This window comes from Bradyrhizobium sp. WYCCWR 12699 (assembly GCF_032144035.1).
Classification (GTDB): Bacteria; Pseudomonadota; Alphaproteobacteria; order Rhizobiales; family Xanthobacteraceae; genus Bradyrhizobium.
The window spans coordinates 445,779-466,149 of sequence record NZ_JAVTJN010000036.1 but is presented as its reverse complement, the minus strand read 5'-3'; the positions used below and the strand labels follow the sequence as shown (position 1 = coordinate 466,149).

22 protein-coding genes are annotated in these 20,371 nt (G+C 65.8%); 12 read left to right on the top strand and 10 right to left on the bottom strand.

Annotation, left to right across the window (positions count from 1 at the left end; translation table 11 throughout):
• Positions 1-156 precede the first annotated feature (156 nt).
• Positions 157-642 carry a hypothetical protein gene (locus tag RPS27_RS27075; RefSeq protein ID WP_194402445.1) on the top strand — a complete coding sequence of 162 codons (486 nt, stop codon included), beginning with the start codon at positions 157-159 and terminating at the stop codon, positions 640-642.
• Between the two features lie 69 nt (positions 643-711).
• On the opposite strand, the gene RPS27_RS27070 is transcribed toward RPS27_RS27075, so the two are convergent.
• On the bottom strand, positions 712-1,632 hold the full coding sequence (locus RPS27_RS27070) for a LysR family transcriptional regulator (protein ID WP_211417356.1): 921 nt from the start codon (positions 1,630-1,632) through the stop codon (positions 712-714).
• Between the two features lie 125 nt (positions 1,633-1,757).
• Between RPS27_RS27070 and leuC the strand changes: the two genes are divergently transcribed.
• The 5 genes from leuC (at position 1,758) to RPS27_RS27045 (ending at position 7,469) form a co-directional block, all read left to right on the top strand.
• Positions 1,758-3,182: a 3-isopropylmalate dehydratase large subunit gene (gene leuC / locus RPS27_RS27065; RefSeq protein ID WP_212066118.1), complete on the top strand. Its 1,425-nt coding sequence runs from the start codon at positions 1,758-1,760 to the stop codon at positions 3,180-3,182.
• Positions 3,179-3,787 carry a 3-isopropylmalate dehydratase small subunit gene (gene leuD, locus RPS27_RS27060; RefSeq protein WP_212066120.1) on the top strand — a complete coding sequence of 203 codons (609 nt, stop codon included), beginning with the start codon at positions 3,179-3,181 and terminating at the stop codon, positions 3,785-3,787. Before leuC ends, leuD begins: the two co-directional genes overlap by 4 nt.
• Before the next feature lie 64 nt (positions 3,788-3,851).
• Positions 3,852-5,174, top strand: a complete 1,323-nt coding sequence (locus RPS27_RS27055; RefSeq protein WP_212066122.1) for a 2-hydroxycarboxylate transporter family protein — start codon at positions 3,852-3,854, stop codon at positions 5,172-5,174.
• Positions 5,175-5,230: 56 nt separating this feature from the next.
• On the top strand, positions 5,231-6,196 hold the full coding sequence (locus RPS27_RS27050) for a tripartite tricarboxylate transporter substrate-binding protein (protein WP_211417352.1): 966 nt from the start codon (positions 5,231-5,233) through the stop codon (positions 6,194-6,196).
• 16 nt (positions 6,197-6,212) lie between these two features.
• Entirely contained in the window at positions 6,213-7,469 is a 1,257-nt protein-coding gene (locus RPS27_RS27045; RefSeq protein ID WP_249131658.1) for a lipase family protein, read from the top strand.
• Between the two features lie 79 nt (positions 7,470-7,548).
• On the opposite strand, the gene RPS27_RS27040 is transcribed toward RPS27_RS27045, so the two are convergent.
• From RPS27_RS27040 to RPS27_RS27025, 4 genes are all read right to left on the bottom strand, one after another.
• Entirely contained in the window at positions 7,549-9,414 is a 1,866-nt protein-coding gene (locus tag RPS27_RS27040) for an ABC-F family ATP-binding cassette domain-containing protein (protein ID WP_212066126.1), read from the bottom strand.
• Between the two features lie 61 nt (positions 9,415-9,475).
• Entirely contained in the window at positions 9,476-9,649 is a 174-nt protein-coding gene (locus tag RPS27_RS27035) for a hypothetical protein (RefSeq protein ID WP_194402438.1), read from the bottom strand.
• Positions 9,650-9,875: 226 nt separating this feature from the next.
• Positions 9,876-10,130 (bottom strand): sulfur globule protein precursor, encoded by a 255-nt coding sequence (locus RPS27_RS27030; protein WP_135165369.1) that lies wholly within the window; start codon positions 10,128-10,130, stop codon positions 9,876-9,878.
• A 141-nt stretch (positions 10,131-10,271) separates the two neighbouring features.
• Positions 10,272-10,442 carry a hypothetical protein gene (locus RPS27_RS27025; protein ID WP_211417349.1) on the bottom strand — a complete coding sequence of 57 codons (171 nt, stop codon included), beginning with the start codon at positions 10,440-10,442 and terminating at the stop codon, positions 10,272-10,274.
• Here RPS27_RS27025 and ndk point away from each other — a divergent pair.
• Both ndk and RPS27_RS27015 read left to right on the top strand, forming a co-directional pair.
• Positions 10,435-10,857, top strand: coding sequence for a nucleoside-diphosphate kinase (gene ndk / locus RPS27_RS27020; RefSeq protein WP_194402436.1), 423 nt, complete (start codon positions 10,435-10,437; stop codon positions 10,855-10,857). The genes RPS27_RS27025 and ndk overlap by 8 nt on opposite strands.
• Before the next feature lie 44 nt (positions 10,858-10,901).
• Positions 10,902-11,762, top strand: coding sequence for a TerC family protein (locus RPS27_RS27015; protein WP_212066128.1), 861 nt, complete (start codon positions 10,902-10,904; stop codon positions 11,760-11,762).
• A gap of 6 nt (positions 11,763-11,768) precedes the next feature.
• Here RPS27_RS27015 and RPS27_RS27010 read toward each other — a convergent pair whose 3' ends face one another.
• Genes RPS27_RS27010 through RPS27_RS27000 form a run of 3 tightly spaced genes read right to left on the bottom strand, consistent with a single transcriptional unit; the run spans position 11,769 to position 16,186 of the window.
• Positions 11,769-12,080 carry a DUF3240 family protein gene (locus RPS27_RS27010; protein ID WP_212066130.1) on the bottom strand — a complete coding sequence of 104 codons (312 nt, stop codon included), beginning with the start codon at positions 12,078-12,080 and terminating at the stop codon, positions 11,769-11,771.
• On the bottom strand, positions 12,077-15,151 hold the full coding sequence (locus tag RPS27_RS27005) for an efflux RND transporter permease subunit (RefSeq protein ID WP_212066132.1): 3,075 nt from the start codon (positions 15,149-15,151) through the stop codon (positions 12,077-12,079). The genes RPS27_RS27010 and RPS27_RS27005 overlap by 4 nt, the downstream gene beginning before the upstream one ends.
• Complete coding sequence (locus RPS27_RS27000) at positions 15,152-16,186, bottom strand: efflux RND transporter periplasmic adaptor subunit (protein ID WP_409517572.1); 1,035 nt, start codon at positions 16,184-16,186, stop codon at positions 15,152-15,154.
• Between the two features lie 432 nt (positions 16,187-16,618).
• Between RPS27_RS27000 and RPS27_RS26995 the strand changes: the two genes are divergently transcribed.
• Complete coding sequence (locus tag RPS27_RS26995; RefSeq protein WP_212066135.1) at positions 16,619-16,969, top strand: hypothetical protein; 351 nt, start codon at positions 16,619-16,621, stop codon at positions 16,967-16,969.
• A gap of 41 nt (positions 16,970-17,010) precedes the next feature.
• Here the strand turns inward: RPS27_RS26995 and RPS27_RS26990 are convergent, their stop codons facing one another.
• Both RPS27_RS26990 and RPS27_RS26985 read right to left on the bottom strand, forming a co-directional pair.
• Entirely contained in the window at positions 17,011-17,574 is a 564-nt protein-coding gene (locus RPS27_RS26990; RefSeq protein WP_212066136.1) for a cytochrome b/b6 domain-containing protein, read from the bottom strand.
• A gap of 11 nt (positions 17,575-17,585) precedes the next feature.
• Entirely contained in the window at positions 17,586-17,864 is a 279-nt protein-coding gene (locus tag RPS27_RS26985) for a PepSY domain-containing protein (protein ID WP_211417342.1), read from the bottom strand.
• A gap of 199 nt (positions 17,865-18,063) precedes the next feature.
• Here RPS27_RS26985 and RPS27_RS26980 point away from each other — a divergent pair, with 199 nt between their 5' ends.
• Genes RPS27_RS26980 through RPS27_RS26970 form a run of 3 tightly spaced genes read left to right on the top strand, consistent with a single transcriptional unit; the run spans position 18,064 to position 20,371 of the window.
• A complete protein-coding gene (locus RPS27_RS26980) occupies positions 18,064-18,324 on the top strand; it encodes a PepSY domain-containing protein (RefSeq protein ID WP_249156928.1) in 261 nt (86 codons plus the stop codon).
• Positions 18,324-18,989: a response regulator transcription factor gene (locus tag RPS27_RS26975; protein WP_211417340.1), complete on the top strand. Its 666-nt coding sequence runs from the start codon at positions 18,324-18,326 to the stop codon at positions 18,987-18,989. Before RPS27_RS26980 ends, RPS27_RS26975 begins: the two co-directional genes overlap by 1 nt.
• On the top strand, positions 18,986-20,371 hold the full coding sequence (locus tag RPS27_RS26970; protein ID WP_212066140.1) for a sensor histidine kinase: 1,386 nt from the start codon (positions 18,986-18,988) through the stop codon (positions 20,369-20,371). Before RPS27_RS26975 ends, RPS27_RS26970 begins: the two co-directional genes overlap by 4 nt.

Genomic DNA, 20,371 nt, shown 5'->3' with positions numbered 1-20,371 from the left:
CAATTAATGATAATTTGGACTTTTCGGGCGATGCTGGCTTTTGTCACCTTCGTGCCGCAAAGTGATGTTGGGACAATCGCTTAGGGCTGGTCCTTCACGCGGGGAATTTGGTTTATCGTGCGACATCAAAAGCTTCCCAGGTCGCTCATAGTTGCGTTGGCCGCAATAGCACCGCTGGTCGCGGGCTGTTCGAGCGGGACCGACCTGTTGTCGAAAGACGCGGAATGGTTCCAGAAACCGGGCCGCATCTTCATCAAGAACATCTCGATCGAGTCGCCGCCGCTGACCCCCGACAAGCCGGTCGGAGCTGAGGATCTCGTCAGTGCCGACGGGGCCTGTGCCGGCATGACGCCGCCGCCCGGGCCGGCCGACGCCAACGCATCGACGACGGCGCCGTCGCCGATGGGCGGCACGGTTGCGCTCGGCCACACCGAATGCGACGTGGTGCGCGGCATCGGCGCGCCCTCGAACGTCAACCTCTCCAACGATGCCGCCGGCCGCCGCGTCGCCGTCGTCACCTGGACCACCGGCCCGCGCGCGGGCATCTATACCTTCACGGCCGGCCGCCTGTCCTCGATCGAGGGCAATCCCGAGCCGCAGCCGGTGCCGAGGGCGGCCAAGCCGAAGAAGAAGCACGCGTAAGCAATTATTCGTGCTTCCGATGCCGCGCGAATAAACGCGGCCGTCTGCACGTTCGCACCGCTGTCATCCCTAAGTCCGAGCGCCGTTCTTCTCGATGTGACTCCAAAACGCCTCGGCGGCCTTGGCCAGCCGCAGCTTCGGCCGGAACACGTGGATCTCGATCGGCACGTGCCATTCCTCGCCGCCTGCTGCGACGATCTCGCCGGAGGCGAGCTGATCGCTGATCAGGCTTTCGGGCAGCCAAGCCATGCCGCGACCGTTCTGCACCATCGTCACCAATAGCTTTGCAAGATGCGAGGTGAAGGTCGGGCGTAGATGGACATCCTGCCGCGATGTCGCGCGCACCGCTTCGAGGATTCGCCCCATGCCCGATTCAGGACGGAAGCTCAGGAATGGGACCGGCGCGGCTGCCGAGCCCGGCAGCTTGAAACGCGGCTTGCGGCTCCGGCCTGAAAGCGGCACCGATGCAGGGATGAGCCTGTCGTTGCCGACGTGAAGCGAGCGGAAATGCGACGGCGTCAGCGCCGTGGCTGCCGCCGGATGGTAATGGCAGAGCAGGAAATGCGCATCGCCGGCCAGCAGGATCCGTTCGCAGGCCTCCATGTGGTTGGCGACGAGCTGCACGTTCGGCACGAACGACAGCTCGGTCTCGATGCCGCGCAGCCAATCCGGGAAGAAGGTCAGCGACAGCGCGTTGGTCGAGGCAAATTTCAGCACGTCGGACGCGCCGCGGGCCCGCTCCTGTGCATCGAGCCGGCCGGCGGCGAGCCGGCGCAGGACGTCCTCGGCGATGTCGCGAAACCCTTCGCCAGCCGGCGTGAGATTGACGCTGTGCGTGGTGCGCTCCAGCAGAGGTGCGCCGGTCCAGACCTCGAGCGCCTGGATTCTGCGGCTCAGCGCCGGCTGTGAGCAATTGCGTTGCTCGGCCGCCCGCGAAAAGCTGCGCGTGGTCGCAACCGCGATGAAATCGTGCAGCCAGTTGATCTCCACCGCAGCCTCCCGACATCCCTGCATTGCTTATGCATGATCTGCATAACGATATCAGAACACGACATTGGATTTCCAGTGCGGCGGGCGGCACGGTCGGGACAAGAGTTTTTCCGGAGGACAGCGCGATGGCAGCGCGCACGCTGTACGACAAACTGGTCGACGCCCACGTCATCCGCAATCTCGATGAGTCCGGGCTCGTGCTGCTTTACGTCGACCGCACCGTGCTCAACGAATACACCAGTCCGCAAGCCTTCGCGGGCTTGCGCGCGGCCGGACGCAAGGTCTGGAATCCCGGGGCGGCGTTGATGGTGGTCGACCACGTCAACCCGACGGCCGCCCGGCGCACCCGCGCGATGCCGGACGGCGCGGCGGCGCGGCAGGTCGACTATTTTGCCGACAACGCCCGGGATTTCGGCATCGAATATTTCGACATCCTCGATCCCCGGCAGGGCATCGAGCATGTCGTCGCACCGGAGCAGGGGCTGGTCATGCCCGGCATGGTGATCGCGGCCGGCGACAGTCACAGCACGGCCTATGGCGCGTTCGGTGCGCTCGGCTACGGCATCGGCACGTCCGACATCGAGCACTATCTCGCGACCTCCACGGTGCGCTACCGCCGGCTCAAGACGATGCGCATCGATCTGACCGGGAGGCTCTCGCTCGGCGTCACACCGAAGGACGTCGTCATGGAGGTGATCCGGCGGATCGGTGCCGACGGTGCGACCGGATATGCCGTGGAGTTCGGCGGTCCCGTCGTCTCCGACATGAGTGTCGAGGGCCGGATCGTGATGTCGATCATGATCGTCGAGGCGGGCGCGCGCGGTGTCGTGATCGCGCCGGACCAGAAGGTGCTGGATTATCTGCAGGGCCGTCCACGTTCCCCAAAGGGCGAGATGTGGGAGCGCGCCGCCCGGAGCTGGCTTGCATTGGCTTCGGATCCCGGCGCCCGGTTCGACCGCGAGATCGCGCTCGACGTGTCCGAGGTCGCGCCATTGGTGACCTGGGGCACCAGCCCCGACCAGGCGATCGCCGTCACGGAGAGCATCCCCGACCCGGCAGGGCAGGCGGCGCCCGACCGCAAGGCGGCCGCGCTGCGCGCGCTGAGCTATATGGGCCTTGCGCCCGGACTGCCCATTCAATCCGTTCCGATCGACTTCGCCTTCATCGGCTCCTGCACCAATTCGCGGATCGAGGATCTGCGCGATGCCGCCGCAATCTTTCGCGGCCGCCGCGTCGCGGACGGTGTGCGGGCCATCGTGGTGCCGGGCTCGACCCAGGTCAGGGCGCAGGCCGAGGCCGAAGGCCTCGCCAGGGTGTTCACGGATGCCGGCGTCGAATGGCGGCAGTCGGGCTGCTCGATGTGCCTTGCGATGAACGATGACGTGCTGAAGCCGGGCGAGCGCTGCGCGTCATCGACCAACCGCAATTTCGAAGGCCGCCAGGGCCCGGGCGCGCGCACGCACCTGATGAGCCCGGCGATGGTGGCGGCCGCTGCCGTCACCGGACGCATCACCGATGTGCGTTCGCTTCTGGAGGGATCACGCCAATGACGCCGTTCCATCAGGTCACGGGCGTCGCGGCGCCGATGCTGGCGCCGAACGTCGACACCGACGTGATCATGCCGAAGATGTTCCTCAAGGGCGTGGACCGCAGTGGCCTCGGCGAGGGGACTTTCAACCTGCTGCGGTTCAGCGACGGCAAGCCCAATCCGGACTTCATCCTGAACCAGGACGGCTATCGCGACGCCAGCTTCCTCGTGGTGAGCCCGAATTTCGGCTGCGGCTCGAGCCGCGAGCACGCCGTTTGGGGACTCCAGCAACTCGGCATCCGCGCGCTGATCGGCACCACCTTCGCAGGAATCTTCAACGACAATTGCGCCAACAACGGCCTGCTGACGATCTCGCTTGATCCCGCTGTCGTCTCCGAGCTTGCCACCGTCGTGGCGGACGATGCGCGCAATGACCTCACCATCGATCTCGCCGCGCAGACGATCCGCTTCGACCGCGGCCACCGCGCCATCGCATTCGATATCGAGCCGGACAGGAAGGAGGCCTTCCTGACCGGCCGCGATTTCATCGCCTCCACGCTCGTCTTCGCCGACGACATCCGCGCCTTCGAGACGCGGCATCGCGCGGAGAATCCCTGGATTGCCTGAGACTGCACGCGCCGGGCGCGGCTCGACCCCGCGCCACGAAGAACGATAAACAGCGGAGGGACCCTTGGTAGACACGACTTATCGCGCGGCTGAAGCGCCGGAGACCGCTTCTGCGACGAAGCTTGCCGGCCTCAAGATCGGCCCCTTGCCGCTCGGCATCTACCTCGCGGCCGCGCTCGTCTGTGCCGCTGCCGTCTATTCCGGCAAGCTGCCGAACGACGTGATCGGCGGCCTTCTGGTCCTGATGCTGCTCGGCTTCCTCCTGGGCAAGCTCGGACAGACGATTCCCATTCTGAACAAGATCGGCGGCACGGCGATCCTCTGCCTATTCGTGCCCTCGGCCCTGGTGAGCTACGGCCTGATGCCGGAGGTTGCGCTGAAGGCGATCGCGACGACGTTCCGCACCGCCAATTTTCAATATTTCTTCATCGCCTGCCTCGTCGCGGGCTCGATCCTCGGCATGCCCTACCGGGTCCTGGTCCAGGGCTTCATCCGCATGTTCGTTCCGCTCCTTGTCGGCACGATCGCGGCCGTCTCCGCGGGCATCGCGGTCGGACTTCTGTTCGGCCACAGCCCGAAGGACACGTTCTTCTTCGTCATCATTCCCATTGTCGGCGGCGGCCTTGCCGAGGGCGTGCTGCCGCTGTCGATTGCCTATTCGGAAATGCTGCACCGGCCGCAGGCCGAGCTGGTGGCGCAGATGGTGCCGGCGGCGCTGCTCGGCAACGTCGTCGCCATCGTCAGCGCCGGCCTGCTGGCGCGGCTCGGCGAGACGCGCCGCGAGCTCAACGGCAACGGCATGCTGGTGAAGACCGGAGACGGCGACATCCTCGGCGAGGTGCGGCCTGACCGGCCGATCGATCTCGGGCTGCTCGGCGCCGGCATGGTGCTGTCATGCGGCCTGTTCGTGCTGGGCATGGTCCTGGCGCCGTTCACCGGCATCCCGGGCCCCATCATGATGATCATCGCCGCAGTGGCGTTGAAGCTGACGAGGTTACTCCCGGCCGAGATGGAGCTCGGCGCCTATCAGATCAACAAGTTGATGTCGACCAACCTGACGTTTGCGATCCTGGTGGCGATGGGGACCTTGCTGGTCTCATGGCAGCAACTCGTTGCCTCGTTCAATCCGGGCTACATCATGATCTGCACGACCACGGTGCTGGCGATGATCGCGTCGGGCTTCTTCGTCAGCAAGTGGCTGAACATGTATCCGGTCGAGGCGGCGATCGTGACCGCGTGCCATTCCGGTCTCGGCGGAACCGGCGACGTCGCCATCCTCGGCGCGGCGGATCGCATGGGCCTGATGGCCTTCGCACAGATTGCGACCCGCGTCGGCGGCGCAATCATGATCGTGATCGCAACCCTCCTGATGAAGTCGCTTTCCTGATGGCCGTGCGGCCAGGAATCCGCTTTGATGGCGCCAATAACAATCTGGAGGAAATTATGCGGTTCATTGCCCTCGTGTCGGCTCTGCTCTTGCCGTTGGGCGCGGCCTTCGCCCAGGACTATCCGACGAGGCCCATCACCATGCTGGTGCCGTTCGCCGCCGGCGGGCCTACCGACACCATCGCCCGCCTGACGGCCGCGGGCATGGCGAAGTCGCTGGGCCAGCAGGTCATCGTCGAGAACGCGACCGGCGCCGGCGGCATCATCGGCTCGACCCGCGCCGCGCGCGCTCAGCCCGACGGCTATACGCTGCTGATGCATCACGTCGGCATCTCGACTGCAGCGACGCTCTATCGCAACCTCACCTACGACACCAAAACGGCCTTTGCACCGATCGGGCTCGTGACCAACGCGCCGATGACCATCATCGCGCGTCCGGATTTCCCGGCCGACACGCTCAAGGACCTGGTCGCCTACGCCCAGCAGCAGGGCGACAAGCTGACCTATGCCAATGCCGGGCTCGGTGCGGCGTCGCATCTGTGTGGCATGCTGTTCATGACGGCGATCCAGAAGCAGCTCACCACGGTGCCGTACAAGGGCAACGGCCCGATCATGAACGATCTGCTCGGCAGGCAGATCGATCTCACCTGCGACCAGGCGACGAACACCACCGGGCCGATCTCGGCCAAGCAGGTCAAAGCCTATGCGGTGACGACCAAGGAGCGGTTGAAGAGCTTGCCCGATCTGCCGACAGCGGACGAGGCAGGCCTCAAGGGCTTTGAACTCGGCGTCTGGCACGGCCTCTATGCGCCGAAGGGCACGCCGCCGGCGATCATTCAGAAGCTGACGGCGGCGCTCCAGGCCGCACTCCAGGATCCCACGATGATCGCCCGGCTCAACGACATCAACACCGAGCCTGCCCCGAAAGACAAGGCGACGCCGGAGGCGCTCGGCGCGATGCTGGTGAGTGAAATCGACCGCTGGGCGCCGATCATCAAGGCCGCCGGGCAATATGCGGACTGAGGCCGGAGGAGTGACATTGAAATCAGCGATCGCGTTGGTCATCGTTGCAGCGCTCGGAATCTCGCAGGCGGATGCGGGAAGCGCCACATTGCCTGTCGGCCCGCAATGGGGCGATCAGGATCTGTCGCCCTTCTATCGCTGGACGGAGGCACTTCCGTCCGGCCCCGGCGTGATGCTCCGCGAGGAGGCGCTGCCGGCGCAGCCGGAGATCACGAAGGCCGCGCTGGCGAGGCGCATTCTCTACAGCTCGACGGACCTGCGCTGGCACGCCGGCATCGTCCCCGTGAGCGGAACGCTTTATCTGCCGGCCGGAGAGCCGCCGGCGGGCGGTTGGCCGCTGGTGGCCTGGGCGCACGGCACGCTGGGCGTCGCGGACAGTTGCGCGCCGTCTTGGACCGGGCACAAGCCGCGCGATGCCACTTATATCGAGCGATGGCTGGAGAGCGGCTTCGCCGTGGTGGCGACGGACTATCAGGGGCTCGGCGGACCCGGACCGCACCCCTATCTCATCTGGGCCGCCGAAGGGCGCTCCGTGCTCGATGCCGTCCGTGCGGCGCGTGCCGCGCATGCCGACAAGCTCGCGCCGAAAGTCTTCATCTCCGGGCAGTCGCAGGGCTCGGGCGCCGCGTTGGGCGCGACGACCGTCGCGCCGAGCTATGCCCCCGACGTGCCGCTGCTCGCCACCGTCGCCACAGGTCTGGTGTCGAGCTTTCCGGATGGCCCGCACAAGCCCGCGGAGCCGTTCAAGATCGGCTCGCCAATCTATCTCACGCTGATGATGCTAGGCGGCTCGCTTCCGGATGGGGCATCCGTCGACAAGCTGGTAACGGAGAAGGGAGCCCTCGTGCTGCAGGCCGCGCGCAAGAGCTGCACGGGCGAGATGCGTGCCATTGCGCAGAAGGACGGCGTCACCGTCGACAATGCCTATGTCGAGCCGCTGACCAAGATCGAGGCGAGCTTTCCGCCTCCGACCGACATGAAGCCCGTGCGTCTGCCGGTGCCCGTCTTGCTTGGGACCGGACTTGCCGATTCCGTGCTGCCGCCGCTCCGGCAATATGCGGCCGTTGTCGCCCTGTGTTCGGCCGGCAATGACGCGGTCTGGAAGACCTATCCGGGCATGACCCACAATGGCGGCGTGAATGCCGCCTTCCCGGATGCGCTGGCGTTCTTCAGGGAGGTGCTGGCAGGGCGAAAGCCGGCCAGCAATTGCGCCGGCATCGCACAACCGGGCGCTCCGACCGAGCCCACAAAAGGCATACCCTTCAATGACTAAGTGAGAGGTGTCTAATTGCCTCTACTGTGCATGGGGTTGTTTTGCAGGTTTTTGATTTGAGGCCTCGCGGGCGAGGCGGCTACCCCGCCGCCTCGTCGAACTGCGTGCTCGCCTCCAGCCACTGCTCTTCCGCCCGTGCCAGCGCATCGGCGGCGTTGGCGCGTGCCTTTGACAACTGCGCGGCCTGCTTGGGGTCGCGCGTGAAGATGTCGGGCAGGGCCAGCGCCGTGTCGATCTTGGTGATGATTTCGCTGACGCGGGCGATCTCGGCTTCAGCTTCCGCGATGCGCTTTTTCAGCGAGCCGCGATTGTCCGACCTTGCGCGCTGCGGCTTCTCGGCTGACGCGCTGCGCTCGCGCGGGGCAGGCTCGCCGTTGCGCGTCGACAGCACCAGGCGGCGATATTCGTCGAGATCGCCGTCGTAATTGGTCACGGTGCGATCGGCGACGATCCAGAGCCGATCGGCGCAGGCCTCGATCAGATAGCGGTCGTGCGAGACCATGATCACCGCGCCGGGAAATTCGTTGATGGCTTCGGCAAGCGCGCCACGGCTGTCGATGTCGAGATGGTTGGTCGGCTCGTCAAGGATGATCATGTTGGGGCCGAAGAAGGTCGCAAGGCCCAGCAGCAGCCGTGCCTTCTCGCCGCCCGACAATTTGCCGGCCTTGGTGTCGGCGGCCTTGCCGGAGAAGCCGATCGCGCCGGCGCGCGCGCGCACCTTGGCCTCCGGCGCCTCGCTTCCCATCAGCTTGCGGACGTGGTCGTAGGTCGAGGCGTCCTCGTTCAGTTCGTCGAGCTGGTGCTGCGCGAAATAGGCGATCGAGAGCTTGTCCGCGCGAGTCACCTTGCCGGAGAACGGCGCAAGGCGTCCGGCCAGCAGCTTGACCAGCGTCGACTTGCCGTTGCCGTTGGCGCCCAGCAGCGCGATGCGGTCGTCATTGTCGATGCGCAAGGTGACGCGATTGAGCACGGGCGCCGTGGGATCGTAGCCGACCGAGGCGTTGTCGACCGCGATGATCGGCGGCGACAGGATTTTCTCGGGGGCGGGAAAGCTGATCTCGCGCACGTCCTCGGTGACCAGCGCCGTGATCGGCTTCAGCCGCTCCAGCATCTTCACGCGAGACTGTGCTTGTCGGGCTTTCGAGGCCTTGGCCTTGAAGCGGTCGACGAAGGCCTGCAGGCGCGCCCGTTCAGCCTCCTGGCGCTTGACGGCCTTGGCATCGAGCAGCTCGCGCGCGGCGCGCTGCTCCTCGAAGGAGGAATAGCTGCCCTTGTACAGCGTGAGCTTGCCGCGCTCCAGGTGCAGGATCTGGTCGACCGAGCTTTCCAGGAGGTCGCGGTCGTGGCTGATCACGATCACGGTGCGCGGATAATGCGCGAGATGATCCTCCAGCCACAGCGTTCCCTCGAGATCGAGATAGTTGGTGGGCTCGTCGAGCAGCAACAGGTCGGGCGCCGCGAACAGTGTGGCGGCGAGCGCGACGCGCATGCGCCAGCCGCCGGAGAATTCGGCGCAGGGGCGGAGCTGGTCGGCGGCGGAGAAGCCGAGGCCCGAGAGGATCGCGGCGGCGCGGCTCGGCGCCGAATGCGCGTCGATGTCGACGAGGCGGGTCTGGATCTCGGCGATCCGGTGCGGATCGGTTGCGCTCTCGGCTTCCGTGAGGAGCGCGTCGCGTTCCAGATCGGCCTTGAGCACGACCGAGATCAGGCTTTCGGGCCCGTTCGGGGCTTCCTGGGCGAGGCTGCCGACGCTCCAGCGCGGCGGCAAGATCACGGAGCCGTGCTCGGCCGCGAGCTCGCCGCGGATCACCTTGAACAGCGTCGACTTGCCGGTGCCGTTGCGTCCGACCAGACCGACGCGGGATCCCGGCGTGATCTGCACGGAACTCTGGTCAATCAGAAGACGTCCGGCGAGGCGGATGGAGAGGTCGGTAATGGACAGCATGCGGCCTTGTCACCGCAGCCGGCATCAAACGCAACCCGTTTCTGCAACTGCCGCCCGCAGCCTAATGGGGGTCGCGTTCGCGCCGTTCCAGCTCGTTGAGGAGCTGCTCGAGATGTGTCGGGAGCCGGGTTTCGGGGCGGAGGCTCTGCTGGAGCCGTTCGCCCACCGCATCGCAAATCGAGCGGGTGGTGCGCCGGTCGATTTGTTCGCTGTCATTGGCAAGAAGGCCAGCCATCACGCAGGTTCCGTGTTCTCAAAGTATCGACACGGTACCAAGTCATTGGCCCCCAAAATGGTTTCGCGATTCCCAGGGGATGGCTGCCATTCTCGTCAAAATTGTAGGAATTCCGCCGTATCCGTCCAAAATGCGGAGCCCCGGCGGGGGGATCGCCGGGGCTCCTCTTGGAAGGTACCTGTGGGGGCGCAGATACCTGTCGGTCTTCAGAAAGGTGCTGTCGGGCTCAGTAGCAGCGGTTAATCAGCCGCCAGCGGGGTCCCCAGGGGGTTGGGACCAGCCGGCGCACATAGCAGCCGCCATAGCCGTAGGAGACGGGGGCATAGAACCGCGGGCCGCCCCAGCGGTAGCCGCCGTGCCAGCCGCCACCGCCATGCCAGCCCGGTCCGCCGCCATGCCAGTGAGCGGAGGCCGAGGTCGGCGCCAGCGCGGCACCGAGCGCAACCGCAGCGACAGCGGCAAGCGAAAGTTTCCTCAACATGGTGATCTCCTCAGAACTGCCGGCGCGGGGGCAATCCGCGTCGATGGAAAGGCCGCCGAAACGGTCCGCCTGATGGTCAGGCTTCGGTTTCGATGGACCAACCCTACGCCGGCGAGGCTGAACCAAATCCTGACAGAGCCTTCAGATTGGGTTCATCTGGGTGAAATTGTCGTAATCCAGGTCGGTCACGGTCCTGCGGCGAAGCGCCTGTGGCGTCATACCGGCGGTCGCTTGCCGGATGGCAAAGGCGCCGATATAAGCCCCGCAACCCGCCAACCACCGGTTTTCTTCCAAGGACAAGATTATGGCCATCGAACGCACTTTCTCGATCATCAAGCCCGACGCGACCGCGCGTAACCTGACCGGCGCCGTCAACGCCGTGATCGAAAAGGCGGGCCTGCGCATCGTCGCGCAGAAGCGCATCCGCATGACCAAGGAGCAGGCCGAGACCTTCTATGCCGTCCACAAGGCGCGGCCGTTCTTCGGCGAGCTCGTCGAGTTCATGACCTCGGGTCCGGTCGTCGTCCAGGTGCTGGAAGGCGAGAATGCCGTCGCCAGGTATCGCGACGCGATGGGCGCGACCGATCCGTCCAAGGCCGCGGAGGGCACCATCCGCAAGCTCTACGCGAAGTCGATCGGCGAGAATTCCGCCCACGGCTCGGATGCCCCGGAGACCGCCGCGATCGAGATCGCGCAGTTCTTCTCGGGCAACGAGATCGTCGGCTGATCGATCAGCCGCCAAGTTAATACGACGGGGCGAAAGGACGTATTGTGAACTGGCTCTGGCAGATCTTCGATCCCGCAACGATCGGGGCATTCTTCACCCAGTTTCGCAACGAGATGGCCGAGCCGACCTTCTGGATTGCGGTCGGCAAGATCATCTGGATCAACATCCTTTTGTCCGGCGACAACGCGCTGGTGATAGCGCTCGCGTGCCGCGGCCTCTCGCCGCGACACCGGCTGTGGGGCATGATCTTCGGTGCCGGCGCAGCCGTGATGCTGCGGATCATCTTCACCGGCATCGTCGCAACCCTGATGGAGCTGCCGTATCTCAAGCTGATCGGCGGCCTCGCCCTGATCGTGATCGCGGCCAAGCTCTTGGTGCCGGAACACGAGGACGAAGACGACGTCGATGCCGCCTCGCATCTGTGGCAGGCCGTGCAGATCGTCGTGGTCGCCGACATCGTCATGTCGCTCGACAACGTCATTGCGGTGGCCGCCGCCGCCAATGGCAGCGTGCCGCTCCTGATTCTCGGCCTTGCCATCAGCGTGCCGCTGATCGTCGCCGGCGCGGCGCTGATTATGGCGCTGCTCGAAAAGCTGCCGGTGCTGGTCTGGGCCGGTGCGGCGCTGCTCGGCTGGATCGCGGGTGAGGTGATCGCGACCGATCCCGGCGTCGCGCCGAAGCTGCACACGCTGTTCGACGGTCCGTTCGGCGCCTCGCTCGACAGCATGCTCGGCGCCTTGCGCATCCCGCCGCAGTTCGGCCATGGCGGGGCCGGCGGCGAATATTTCTGCGCCGCACTCGGCGTCGTCGTCGTGCTGGTGGTCGGCACCATCTGGCGCCGGCGCAAGCTGACTGCCGCCGCCCTGGAATCGTCCGAGCGGCACGCGCGGGCGTCGGCCGAATAGGCCGGATTACTCGATCGTGCCGCGTTCCGTCACGAGCGTGGTCCAGTAGACCAGCTTGGTTCCAGCGAACGAAACCCGCACGCGGTCGAGCAGGCGGCTGGCATCTTTCCCCGGCAGCACCACTTGCACGATTGTCTGGTCGGCATGGCCCTTCACGCGTTCCGCGGCCGTATGCAAACGGACCTCCGTGCCGTGACCCGAGCCTTGTGACGCGGTGAATCCCGAAACCAGGTCGCTCTGTTCAGTGAGAAAGTCGAACATCTCGTCGCGGAGCTGGTGAGGCACGATCAGCGTGAGACAGGCGGGCTGGTCGATCATTTCGCCACCTTCGACGTCCCGCCATAGCGGCGATACAGGATCGGCAGGAGAATCAGGGTCAGCAGGGTGGAGGACAGCAATCCTCCGATCACGACCACGGCGAGCGGCCGCTGCACTTCGGATCCAGGACCGGAAGCGAACAGCAGCGGGATCAGGCCCAGCGCCGTGATGCTCGCGGTCATCAGCACGGGCCGCAGCCTGCGCAGGGCGCCTTCGACGACGATGCGATCTTCGGGAAGGCCGTGGGCGCGGAGCTGGTTGAAGTAGGAGACCAGGACGACGCCGTTGAGCACGGCGATGCCGAGCAGCGCGATGAATCCGACCGAGGCCGGCACCGACAGATACTCACCCGTCACCACCAGCGCGAAGACGCCGCCGATCAGCGCAAAGGGAATGTTGACCAGCACCAGCAAGGCCTGGCGGATGGCACCGAACGTTGTGAACAGCAGCACGAAGATCAGCCCGACCGCGACGGGCACCACGACGGACAGGCGCGCGGCGGCGCGCTGCTGGTTCTCGAACTGTCCGCCCCAGGTCAACCGGTAGCCGTTCGGAAGCGGGAGGTCGGTCGCCACCTTCTGACGAGCCGCTTCGACGAAGCCGACCATGTCACGGCCGCGGATGTTGGCGCGCACCACGCTCATGCGGGCGCCGTCCTCGCGGTCGATCTTCACCGGGCCGTCGACGCGCTGGATGCGGGCGACCTGTGACAGCGCGACATGCTGTCCGGACGCGAGCGTCAGCGGCAGGCTCGCCAGCAATGTCGGCGCTTCCCTTGTCGTCTCGCTACCCCGGACCAGGATCGGCGTGCGGCGTCCTTCCTCGAGCGCGGTGCCGATCGTCCGGCCCTCGATCTGGGTCCGCAGCGAGTTGACGATGGAATCCACGGTCAGGCCGAGGCGGCCGGCCTCCATGCGATTGACCGCGACCGTGTAATATTGAGCGCCTTCGTTCAGCGTGGTGTAGACGTCCTCGGCACCGTCGATGCTGGAGAGGATCGCCGAAAGCTTTGCCGCGGTTTCGTTCAGCTTCGCGATGTCGGGGCCGAAGATCTTGACCGCGACGTCGCCGCGCACGCCGCTGATCATCTCCTGCACGCGCATGTCGATGGGCTGGGTGAAGCTCAGCGAAATGCCGGGAAATCCGGCCAGAACCTCGCGAAGCTTCTGCAGCAGGGCCTCGCGATTGTCGGTTGTGCGCTCAGTGGCCGGCTTGAGCACCAGGAACGTGTCGGTCTGGTTGGGGCCCATGGGATCGAGGCCGAGCTCGTCCGATCCGGTCCGGGCGACGATCCCGGCGATATCAGGCACGGCCAGCAGCGCGGTCTGCAGCCTTGCATTCATGGCAAGCGACTCGTCGAGGTTGACCGAGGGAAGCGTCTCCACGCTGACGATGACGTCACCTTCGTCCATCGTCGGCATGAACGTCTTGCCGAGCTTGGTGTAGGCGAAGCCCGCCGCGACCAGGGCGATCAGCGCTGCCGCTATCACTTTGCGTTCGTTGCGCAGGGCCCAGTCCAATGCCGGCGCGTAGACCCGTTGGGCCGCCCGCACCAGCAGGGGATCGTGATGCGATGCGGACTTGAGCACGAAAGACGTCGCAACCGGGATCCATGTGAGCGCCAGCAGCAGCGAGGCGGCCAGCGCGAAAATGATGGCCAGCGCGACCGGGATGAACAGCTTGCCTTCCAACCCCTGCAGCGTCAGCAGGGGAACGAACACGATGATGATGATCAGCACGCCGGAGGCGACCGGCTCGAGCACTTCGCACACCGAACGGTAGACCAAATGGATCAGCGGCGCAGACTTGTCCGGCTCCTGCTTGCCGAGATTGCCGACGATGTTCTCGACGACGACGACCAACGCGTCGATCAGCATGCCGATCGCGATCGCAAGGCCGCCGAGGCTCATCAAATTGGCCGACATTCCCACCAGGCGCATGACGATCAACGCCATCACGATGGCGAGCGGCAGGCTGAGCGCGATCACCAGCGAAGCGCGCCAGTTGCCGAGGAAGAGCAGCAGAAGAACGATGACGAGGATTGTGGCCTCGCCGAGGGCCCGCACCACGGTGCCGACGGCGCGGTTGACCAGGCGGCTGCGGTCATAGAACACGTTGATCGACACGCTCTTCGGCAATGAGGGCTGCAGCTCGGCGAGCCGGGCGCGCACGTCGCGGATGAGCTGGCCCGCATTGGCCCCGCGCAGGCCGAGGACCAGGCCCTCGACAGTTTCCCCGCGGCCGTCCGCCGTGACGGCGCCATAGCGCGTCAGCGTCCCGACTTTGACCGTCGCGACGTCGTTGACCAGGATCGGCACGCCGTCGCGGGTGTCGACGACGATGGCCTTGATGTCCTCGATCGAACGGATGCTGCCTTCGATCCGAACCAGCGCGCTGTCCTCACCCTGGTTCACCCGCCCGGCACCATCGTTGCGGCTGTTGGCTTCGATGGCCCGGCGAAACAGGTCGTAGGAAATACCGCGCGCGGCCAGCGCGTCGTTGCGTGGCACGATCTCGAAGGCTCGGACATAGCCGCCGAGCGCGTTGACGTCCGCAACGCCGGGCACCGTCCGCAGTGCGGGGCGGATCACCCAATCGAGCAGGGTCCGGCGCTCGGCGAGCGAAAGCTCGGCACCGTCGATCGTGAACATGAACATCTCGCCGAGGGGGCTGGTGATCGGCGCAAGACCGCCGCTGACCCCGTCGGGGAAATCGCGCGCGACGTTCGACAGGCGCTCCGAGACCTGGTTGCGCGCCCAGTAGATGTCGGTGCCGTCCTCGAAATCGACGGTGATGTCGGCAAGCGCATATTTCGTGGTCGAGCGAAGCACCTTCTTGTTCGGCAATCCCAGCAGCTCGAGCTCGACGGGGACGGTGATGCGCTGCTCGACCTCTTCGGGAGTGAGACCCGGCGCCTTCATGATGATCTTCACCTGAACCGGCGAGACATCAGGAAAGGCGTCGATCGGCAGGCCGGGCAGGAGGACAGCGCCGGCGCCGATCACCAGCAACACGCTCAGCATGACGAACAGCCGCTGCGACAACGCGAACGCAACCAGGCGCCGGAGCATCTACTGCCCCAGGCCCGAGAGAATGCCGCGAAGCGCCGAGATGCCGCCGATCGCGATCGCGTCCCGGTCCGTGATGGGGCCCGACACCACGACGTGGTCCTGGTCTTCCGCAAGCAGCTTCACCGGGACCAGGCGGAAGCCGCCGTCGATGGCGACGAAGACCGAGGTCTGCTCGCCCCGCCGGACCAGCCCGCTATAGGGAATCTCGAAGGCGCTTTCGCCGGCGGAGAGAAAGCCGATGCGGGCGGCGGTGGTCTGGCCGGGATGCAGCTCGCCGTCGTTGGGGACTTCGGCGCGCACCAGAATGGTCTGGGTGGCAGCGTCGATGGTCTCGGACACCAGCACGACCTTGCCGGGGACGGAATAGCCCTCGATCTCGACTTTCGCCCCGGTGCGGATCGTTCGAATATTGGCGGCAGGAACCGCGATCTCCGCCCATAGCGGCGAGAGCCGCGCCAGCTTGACGAGCGGCGCGGATTGTTCGAGCCGCTGCCCTGGCGACACCGCGACCTCGACCACGGAAGCGGTTTGCGGCGCGTTGACCGTGAGCGTGCCGCTGATCGCCGCTTCCTGGGACAAGTGAGAGATGGCTTCGTCGGACATCCCGCTCAGGCGCAGCATCTGGCGCCGCTCGGCGACGACGAGAGCGGCCTGGCGCTCTTCGGCCTGGCTGGCCTCCAGCACGCGTTGCGGCACGGCCTTGCCCTCGAACAGATCGACGTTGCGCTTGAGCTGCTGGCTGGCGAGGTGCTCCTGCGCGATCGCATGCAAATAGTCGCGTTGCTGGGAGACGAAGCTCGGACTCTCCAGCGTGACCAGCGGCTGGCCGGCCGTGGCGCGGTCACCGCGCCCGACCAGGAGGTTGGCGACCATGCCGGCCACCGGCGCACTGACGACCCACAATTGCTGGGTGGGGATCACGATCTGGACCGGGTAGGGCAGCGTCAGATCGGTGCGGCTCGCGACCGGATGGGTCACGCGGACGCCGAGATTGCGCGCCTGCGCATCGCTCAGCTTCAGTTCATCCTGCGCCATGGATGCCGAGGATAACAAGCTCAATGCAAGAGCAAGCATCATGCGAGCAAGTGCGCGCCCAGGACACGCCAGAGGGAGATTTCCGCGACTGACTCGCATGAGGAAAGCCCTGGATTTACCGGCGAGCGAAGCGCTGCTCGATTGCAGGTTTCGCTTAGCGCACCAGCGGATTGGAGAGTTGATCTGTCTCAAGCGGGCCAGCCGCTTCGGAAGACTGCTTGCCGTCCGCGGAAGGCCTCTGTTGATCTTGCTCAAGTCGGTCCCGGCGCGTGGAGCTAGGCTGTGTTTGCATTCTTCGGAGAGGCGGCTGTGAGACCAACAAGATTCGCTTCGATTCCGGCAATCGGCCTTGTCACGCTCGTTGGGCTCTCGCAGCCGGCGCTCTCCCATAGTGGAACGGCCCAAGATCCCTGGAGCTCCGCGCACATCGACATGCTGCCGCCTGAAATCCGGGCCGACGTGCGGAAATGGGATGCCGCGTGCGGCGCCCCGATCGCTGCCGCCCAACGCTTTGCTCTCTATCTGACCGTGCCCGGCGCTCAATTCCTGGCGCTCCACTTCGACGATTTTCGTTGCCGCAACAGAACGGCCTATTGCAGATCCGCAGGATGCCTGCACGAGGTCTATGTCTCGACAAGCGGACGTTACCGGCGTGTGCTTTCCGTGCACGCTTCCGACGTTCGGCTGTCCTCTTCCCACGATCGGGCCGTCCTTGAAGTTGTGGACGGGAGAGGCACGAGCCGAACGCTGTGGTGGAACGGAAGCCGCTTCGTCGGCAGATGAGCGATGCGCCGCGCGAGTCATTCGCGCCCGGCCCATTTCGCTTACGACGCGCGCTTCCTCCCGGTGATCATCGCGGTCACCAGGCTCTCGCGGTGCTCGAAGCTTGCCACCAGCACGCCGAGCACGTGGACGACCACGAGGCCAATCGTGATGTGGGCGAACGTCTCATGGACCTCCTCCACCCATTTGGCTCCCCAGAAGCTGCCGGTCGTCATCATGTACCCGGTGGTGCAGGTGCCGAGCAGCGTGACGATCAGTGCCACCACCATCATGCCGCCGGCCGGATTGTGGCCGAGATAGCGTGGCGCCCTGAGTAGCGCCACGTCGCGTAAATAGGTGAGCACCACGCGGGGCGCGCGCACGAAGTCGCTGAAGCGCGCATGGTGCGGTCCTACGAAGCCCCACACGATGCGTAGCGCAAGCAGTCCGGCAATGGCGTAGCCGGCGGCGATATGGACCTTTTCGATCTCGTCCCCGGTCGCATAAGCGAGCAGAAACAGCCCGGCCAGCGACCAATGGAACACGCGCACGAAGGGGTCCCAGACCTTGATCGTAGCCGGCGGCATGGCGCCGCCAGCTACGATCGTGTCGTGAATGGCGCTCATGATGCAGCCCCTCACAGCTGTCCGACGATCCGGCCGTTGGTCGGATCGATGAACAATTCGACCCGGCTGCCGGACTTGTCGATCGTGTAGAGTTCGCCACAGGCGTTCTTGAGCTTAGCCTTCTGGACCTTGTATCCTTGGGCTTCGATCTTGGCCTGCAATTGCTCGAGCGGAAGCCAATCTGTCTGTGGTGCCGCGGTGCAGGGGCGCCCGAGACTCCCGGCATGAGAGGTTGCGGCGGCTGCGAGCAAGGCGGCGGCGGTGGCAGTGAAGACGGTGATCTTTCGCATGGTTCTCTCCGGCTTGTGGCGCCCGGCCGCGTCATGCGGCGAGGCGATGAGCGGACCTTGGCAGAACAGCCCTGACCGGCGCCTGTTGATCCACGTCAGCTATCTGTCAGCTTGATTGGGGCATTCTCTGCCAATGCGATCCTCTGGTTTTGTGGAATTCCTCGCGGGGCCATTGCTGGCAGGCGTTCTGCTCGCGCCGATGCCTGCGGCCGCAGGCGATCACGATAAAGGCGCGCCCGATGCGGTTCGCCGCGCAGTCGAGGCGGGCGAGATCAGGTCACTGGCCGACATTCTCGCGTCGCTTCGCGGCAAGCTGCCGGGCGAAATAGCGGGGGTCGAGATAGAGCGGGCGCGAGGGCGCTGGATCTATGAGTTTCGCCTGATCGACGACAAGGGCCGGCTCTACGAAGCGCACGTGGACGCGCGCAGCGGCGAGATCGAACGCATCAAGGAGAAGTGATGCGCCTACTGCTCGTGGAGGATGACCGACGGATCGCGGCCGACGTGGAAACTGCGCTGCGCGCGGCCGGTTATGTGGTCGAGACGGTCCGCAGCGGCGAGGAAGCCTGGTTCCGCGGAGACACCGAGGATTACGGCGCGATCGTGCTCGATCTAGGCTTGCCCGGCATGGACGGTCTGGCGGTACTCAAGCGTTGGCGCGCGAACGGGCGGTCTATGCCCGTGCTGATCCTGACGGCGCGCGGCAGCTGGGCCGAGCGCGTCGATGGCATCGACGCGGGCGCGGACGATTATCTGCCGAAGCCGTTCCGAATGGAGGAATTGCTGGCGCGGCTGCGTTCGATCGTGCGCCGCTCGGCCGGGCATGCCTCCCCACGGATTATCGCGGGCGACGTCGAGCTCGACGAACGCCAGATGAAGGTGACGCTGCGCGGCGTACCCGTCGCGTTGTCGCCGTTGGAATATCGCCTGATTGCGTTTCTCCTGCACCATCGTGGCCGCGTGGTGTCGCAGCAGGAGCTCGATGAAAACGTTTATGGCCACGGTGAGGATCACGAGTCCAACGCGCTCGAGGTGCTGGTCGGCCGCGTTCGCAAGAAGCTGGGTTCCGATCTGATCGAGACCCGGCGCGGCTTCGGCTATCTGGTGCCGGAGACGACGCCGTGAGCTGGGGCTCGGTGCGGCTGCGACTGATCGTTGGCGGACTCCTAGCTATCCTGATCGCGCTGACGATTGCCGGCGCCGGGCTGACCCTGCTGTTCGAACGCCATGTCGCGCGCACCATCGGCGACGACCTCGACGTCTATCTGAAGCAGCTGGTTGCGGGCATCGATGCCGATGCGCAGGGCAGGCTGGTGGTCGGCCGGCCGCCGGCCGACCCGCGTTTTGCCGACCCGCTTTCGGGCTTGTACTGGCAGGTCTCGGACGACGCCGGTCAGGTGCTGCGTTCACGTTCGCTGTGGGACACGGCGTTGGACCTCCCGCGGGACGAGCCGTCGCCTCGCGAATTGCACCGCCACATCATCCCCGGGCCGGCAAACGCACGCCTCCTGGTCAGTGAACGCCGCGTGCTGCTCACCCTGGGCGACCGCCGCGCGCCGGTGCGCGTCGCGGTGGCGGCCGATCTCGCCCGCGTATCGGCTGCCGCCTCGCATTTCGCCCGGGATCTGGCGCTGGCGCTTGGCGTGCTGGGTCTGGTGCTGGTGGCTGCTACCTCGATCCAGGTCGGACTGGGCCTGCGTCCGCTGGACGCGCTTCGTCGCGGCGTCGCCGACGTCCGCTCCGGGCAATGCAAGCATCTTCCCGTCGATGTCCCTGCCGAGGTCAAGCCGCTGGTGGAAGAGGTCAACAGCCTGATTGACGCCCAGGAACGCGAAATCGAGCGGTCGCGCAGCCGCGCCGCCGACTTGGCGCACGGGTTGAAGACGCCGCTTGCCGCACTCGCGACCGATGTCGCGCTGTTGCGCCAGCGCGGAGAGCTGGAGGTCGCGCAGGCGATCGAAGCCGTCGGCGAGACAATGAGCCGTCACGTCGACCGCGAGCTGGCACGTGCGCGGGCGAGGGGGACGGCACGACTGCGCGGCGGGATTTCCACGTCGCTCAAACCGCTAGTCCAGTCCCTGATTCTGACGCTGGCGCGTACGCCTGCAGCGCAGCGGCTCGACTTCGAGATCCGCATGACGGGCGAGCCGAGCGTGCCACTCGATCGCGCAGATCTGGCGGAAGTGCTGGGCAATCTCATGGAAAACGCCGCCCGTCACGCCAGGAGCCGGGTGCGCATTGCTGCGGATGCGGCAAAACCGGCGATCTCGGTCGAAGACGACGGTCCGGGTATCGCGCCTGCCGAACGTGCACGCGTGCTCCAACGTGGAGTAAGGCTGGACGAGCGTGGCGAAGGGGCTGGCCTCGGCCTTTCCATCGTGCAAGACGTGCTCAGCGCCTATGGATGGCAGCTTGTTCTTGCCGAGTCCGAACTTGGCGGACTGAAAGCCATGGTCGCGCCCGAGGAGGGCCGCGATCGGATGACTGCTGCTGGTCCGGCAACCTAG

What these genes read in the sequence shown, in the direction of transcription:
- leuC (WP_212066118.1), top strand. Translation starts at nt 1,758, where the DNA reads ATGGCAGCGCGCACGCTGTACGACAAACTGGTCGACGCCCACGTCATC.
- leuD (WP_212066120.1), top strand. Translation starts at nt 3,179, where the DNA reads ATGACGCCGTTCCATCAGGTCACGGGCGTCGCGGCGCCGATGCTGGCG.
- RPS27_RS27050 (WP_211417352.1), top strand. Translation starts at nt 5,231, where the DNA reads ATGCGGTTCATTGCCCTCGTGTCGGCTCTGCTCTTGCCGTTGGGCGCG.
- RPS27_RS27040 (WP_212066126.1), bottom strand. Translation starts at nt 9,414, where the DNA reads ATGCTGTCCATTACCGACCTCTCCATCCGCCTCGCCGGACGTCTTCTG.
- RPS27_RS27035 (WP_194402438.1), bottom strand. Translation starts at nt 9,649, where the DNA reads ATGGCTGGCCTTCTTGCCAATGACAGCGAACAAATCGACCGGCGCACC.
- RPS27_RS27030 (WP_135165369.1), bottom strand. Translation starts at nt 10,130, where the DNA reads ATGTTGAGGAAACTTTCGCTTGCCGCTGTCGCTGCGGTTGCGCTCGGT.
- ndk (WP_194402436.1), top strand. Translation starts at nt 10,435, where the DNA reads ATGGCCATCGAACGCACTTTCTCGATCATCAAGCCCGACGCGACCGCG.
- RPS27_RS27025 (WP_211417349.1), bottom strand. Translation starts at nt 10,442, where the DNA reads ATGGCCATAATCTTGTCCTTGGAAGAAAACCGGTGGTTGGCGGGTTGC.
- RPS27_RS27010 (WP_212066130.1), bottom strand. Translation starts at nt 12,080, where the DNA reads ATGATCGACCAGCCCGCCTGTCTCACGCTGATCGTGCCTCACCAGCTC.
- RPS27_RS27005 (WP_212066132.1), bottom strand. Translation starts at nt 15,151, where the DNA reads ATGCTCCGGCGCCTGGTTGCGTTCGCGTTGTCGCAGCGGCTGTTCGTC.
- RPS27_RS27000 (WP_409517572.1), bottom strand. Translation starts at nt 16,186, where the DNA reads ATGGCGCAGGATGAACTGAAGCTGAGCGATGCGCAGGCGCGCAATCTC.
- RPS27_RS26995 (WP_212066135.1), top strand. Translation starts at nt 16,619, where the DNA reads ATGCTGCCGCCTGAAATCCGGGCCGACGTGCGGAAATGGGATGCCGCG.
- RPS27_RS26990 (WP_212066136.1), bottom strand. Translation starts at nt 17,574, where the DNA reads ATGAGCGCCATTCACGACACGATCGTAGCTGGCGGCGCCATGCCGCCG.
- RPS27_RS26985 (WP_211417342.1), bottom strand. Translation starts at nt 17,864, where the DNA reads ATGCGAAAGATCACCGTCTTCACTGCCACCGCCGCCGCCTTGCTCGCA.
- RPS27_RS26980 (WP_249156928.1), top strand. Translation starts at nt 18,064, where the DNA reads ATGCCTGCGGCCGCAGGCGATCACGATAAAGGCGCGCCCGATGCGGTT.
- RPS27_RS26975 (WP_211417340.1), top strand. Translation starts at nt 18,324, where the DNA reads ATGCGCCTACTGCTCGTGGAGGATGACCGACGGATCGCGGCCGACGTG.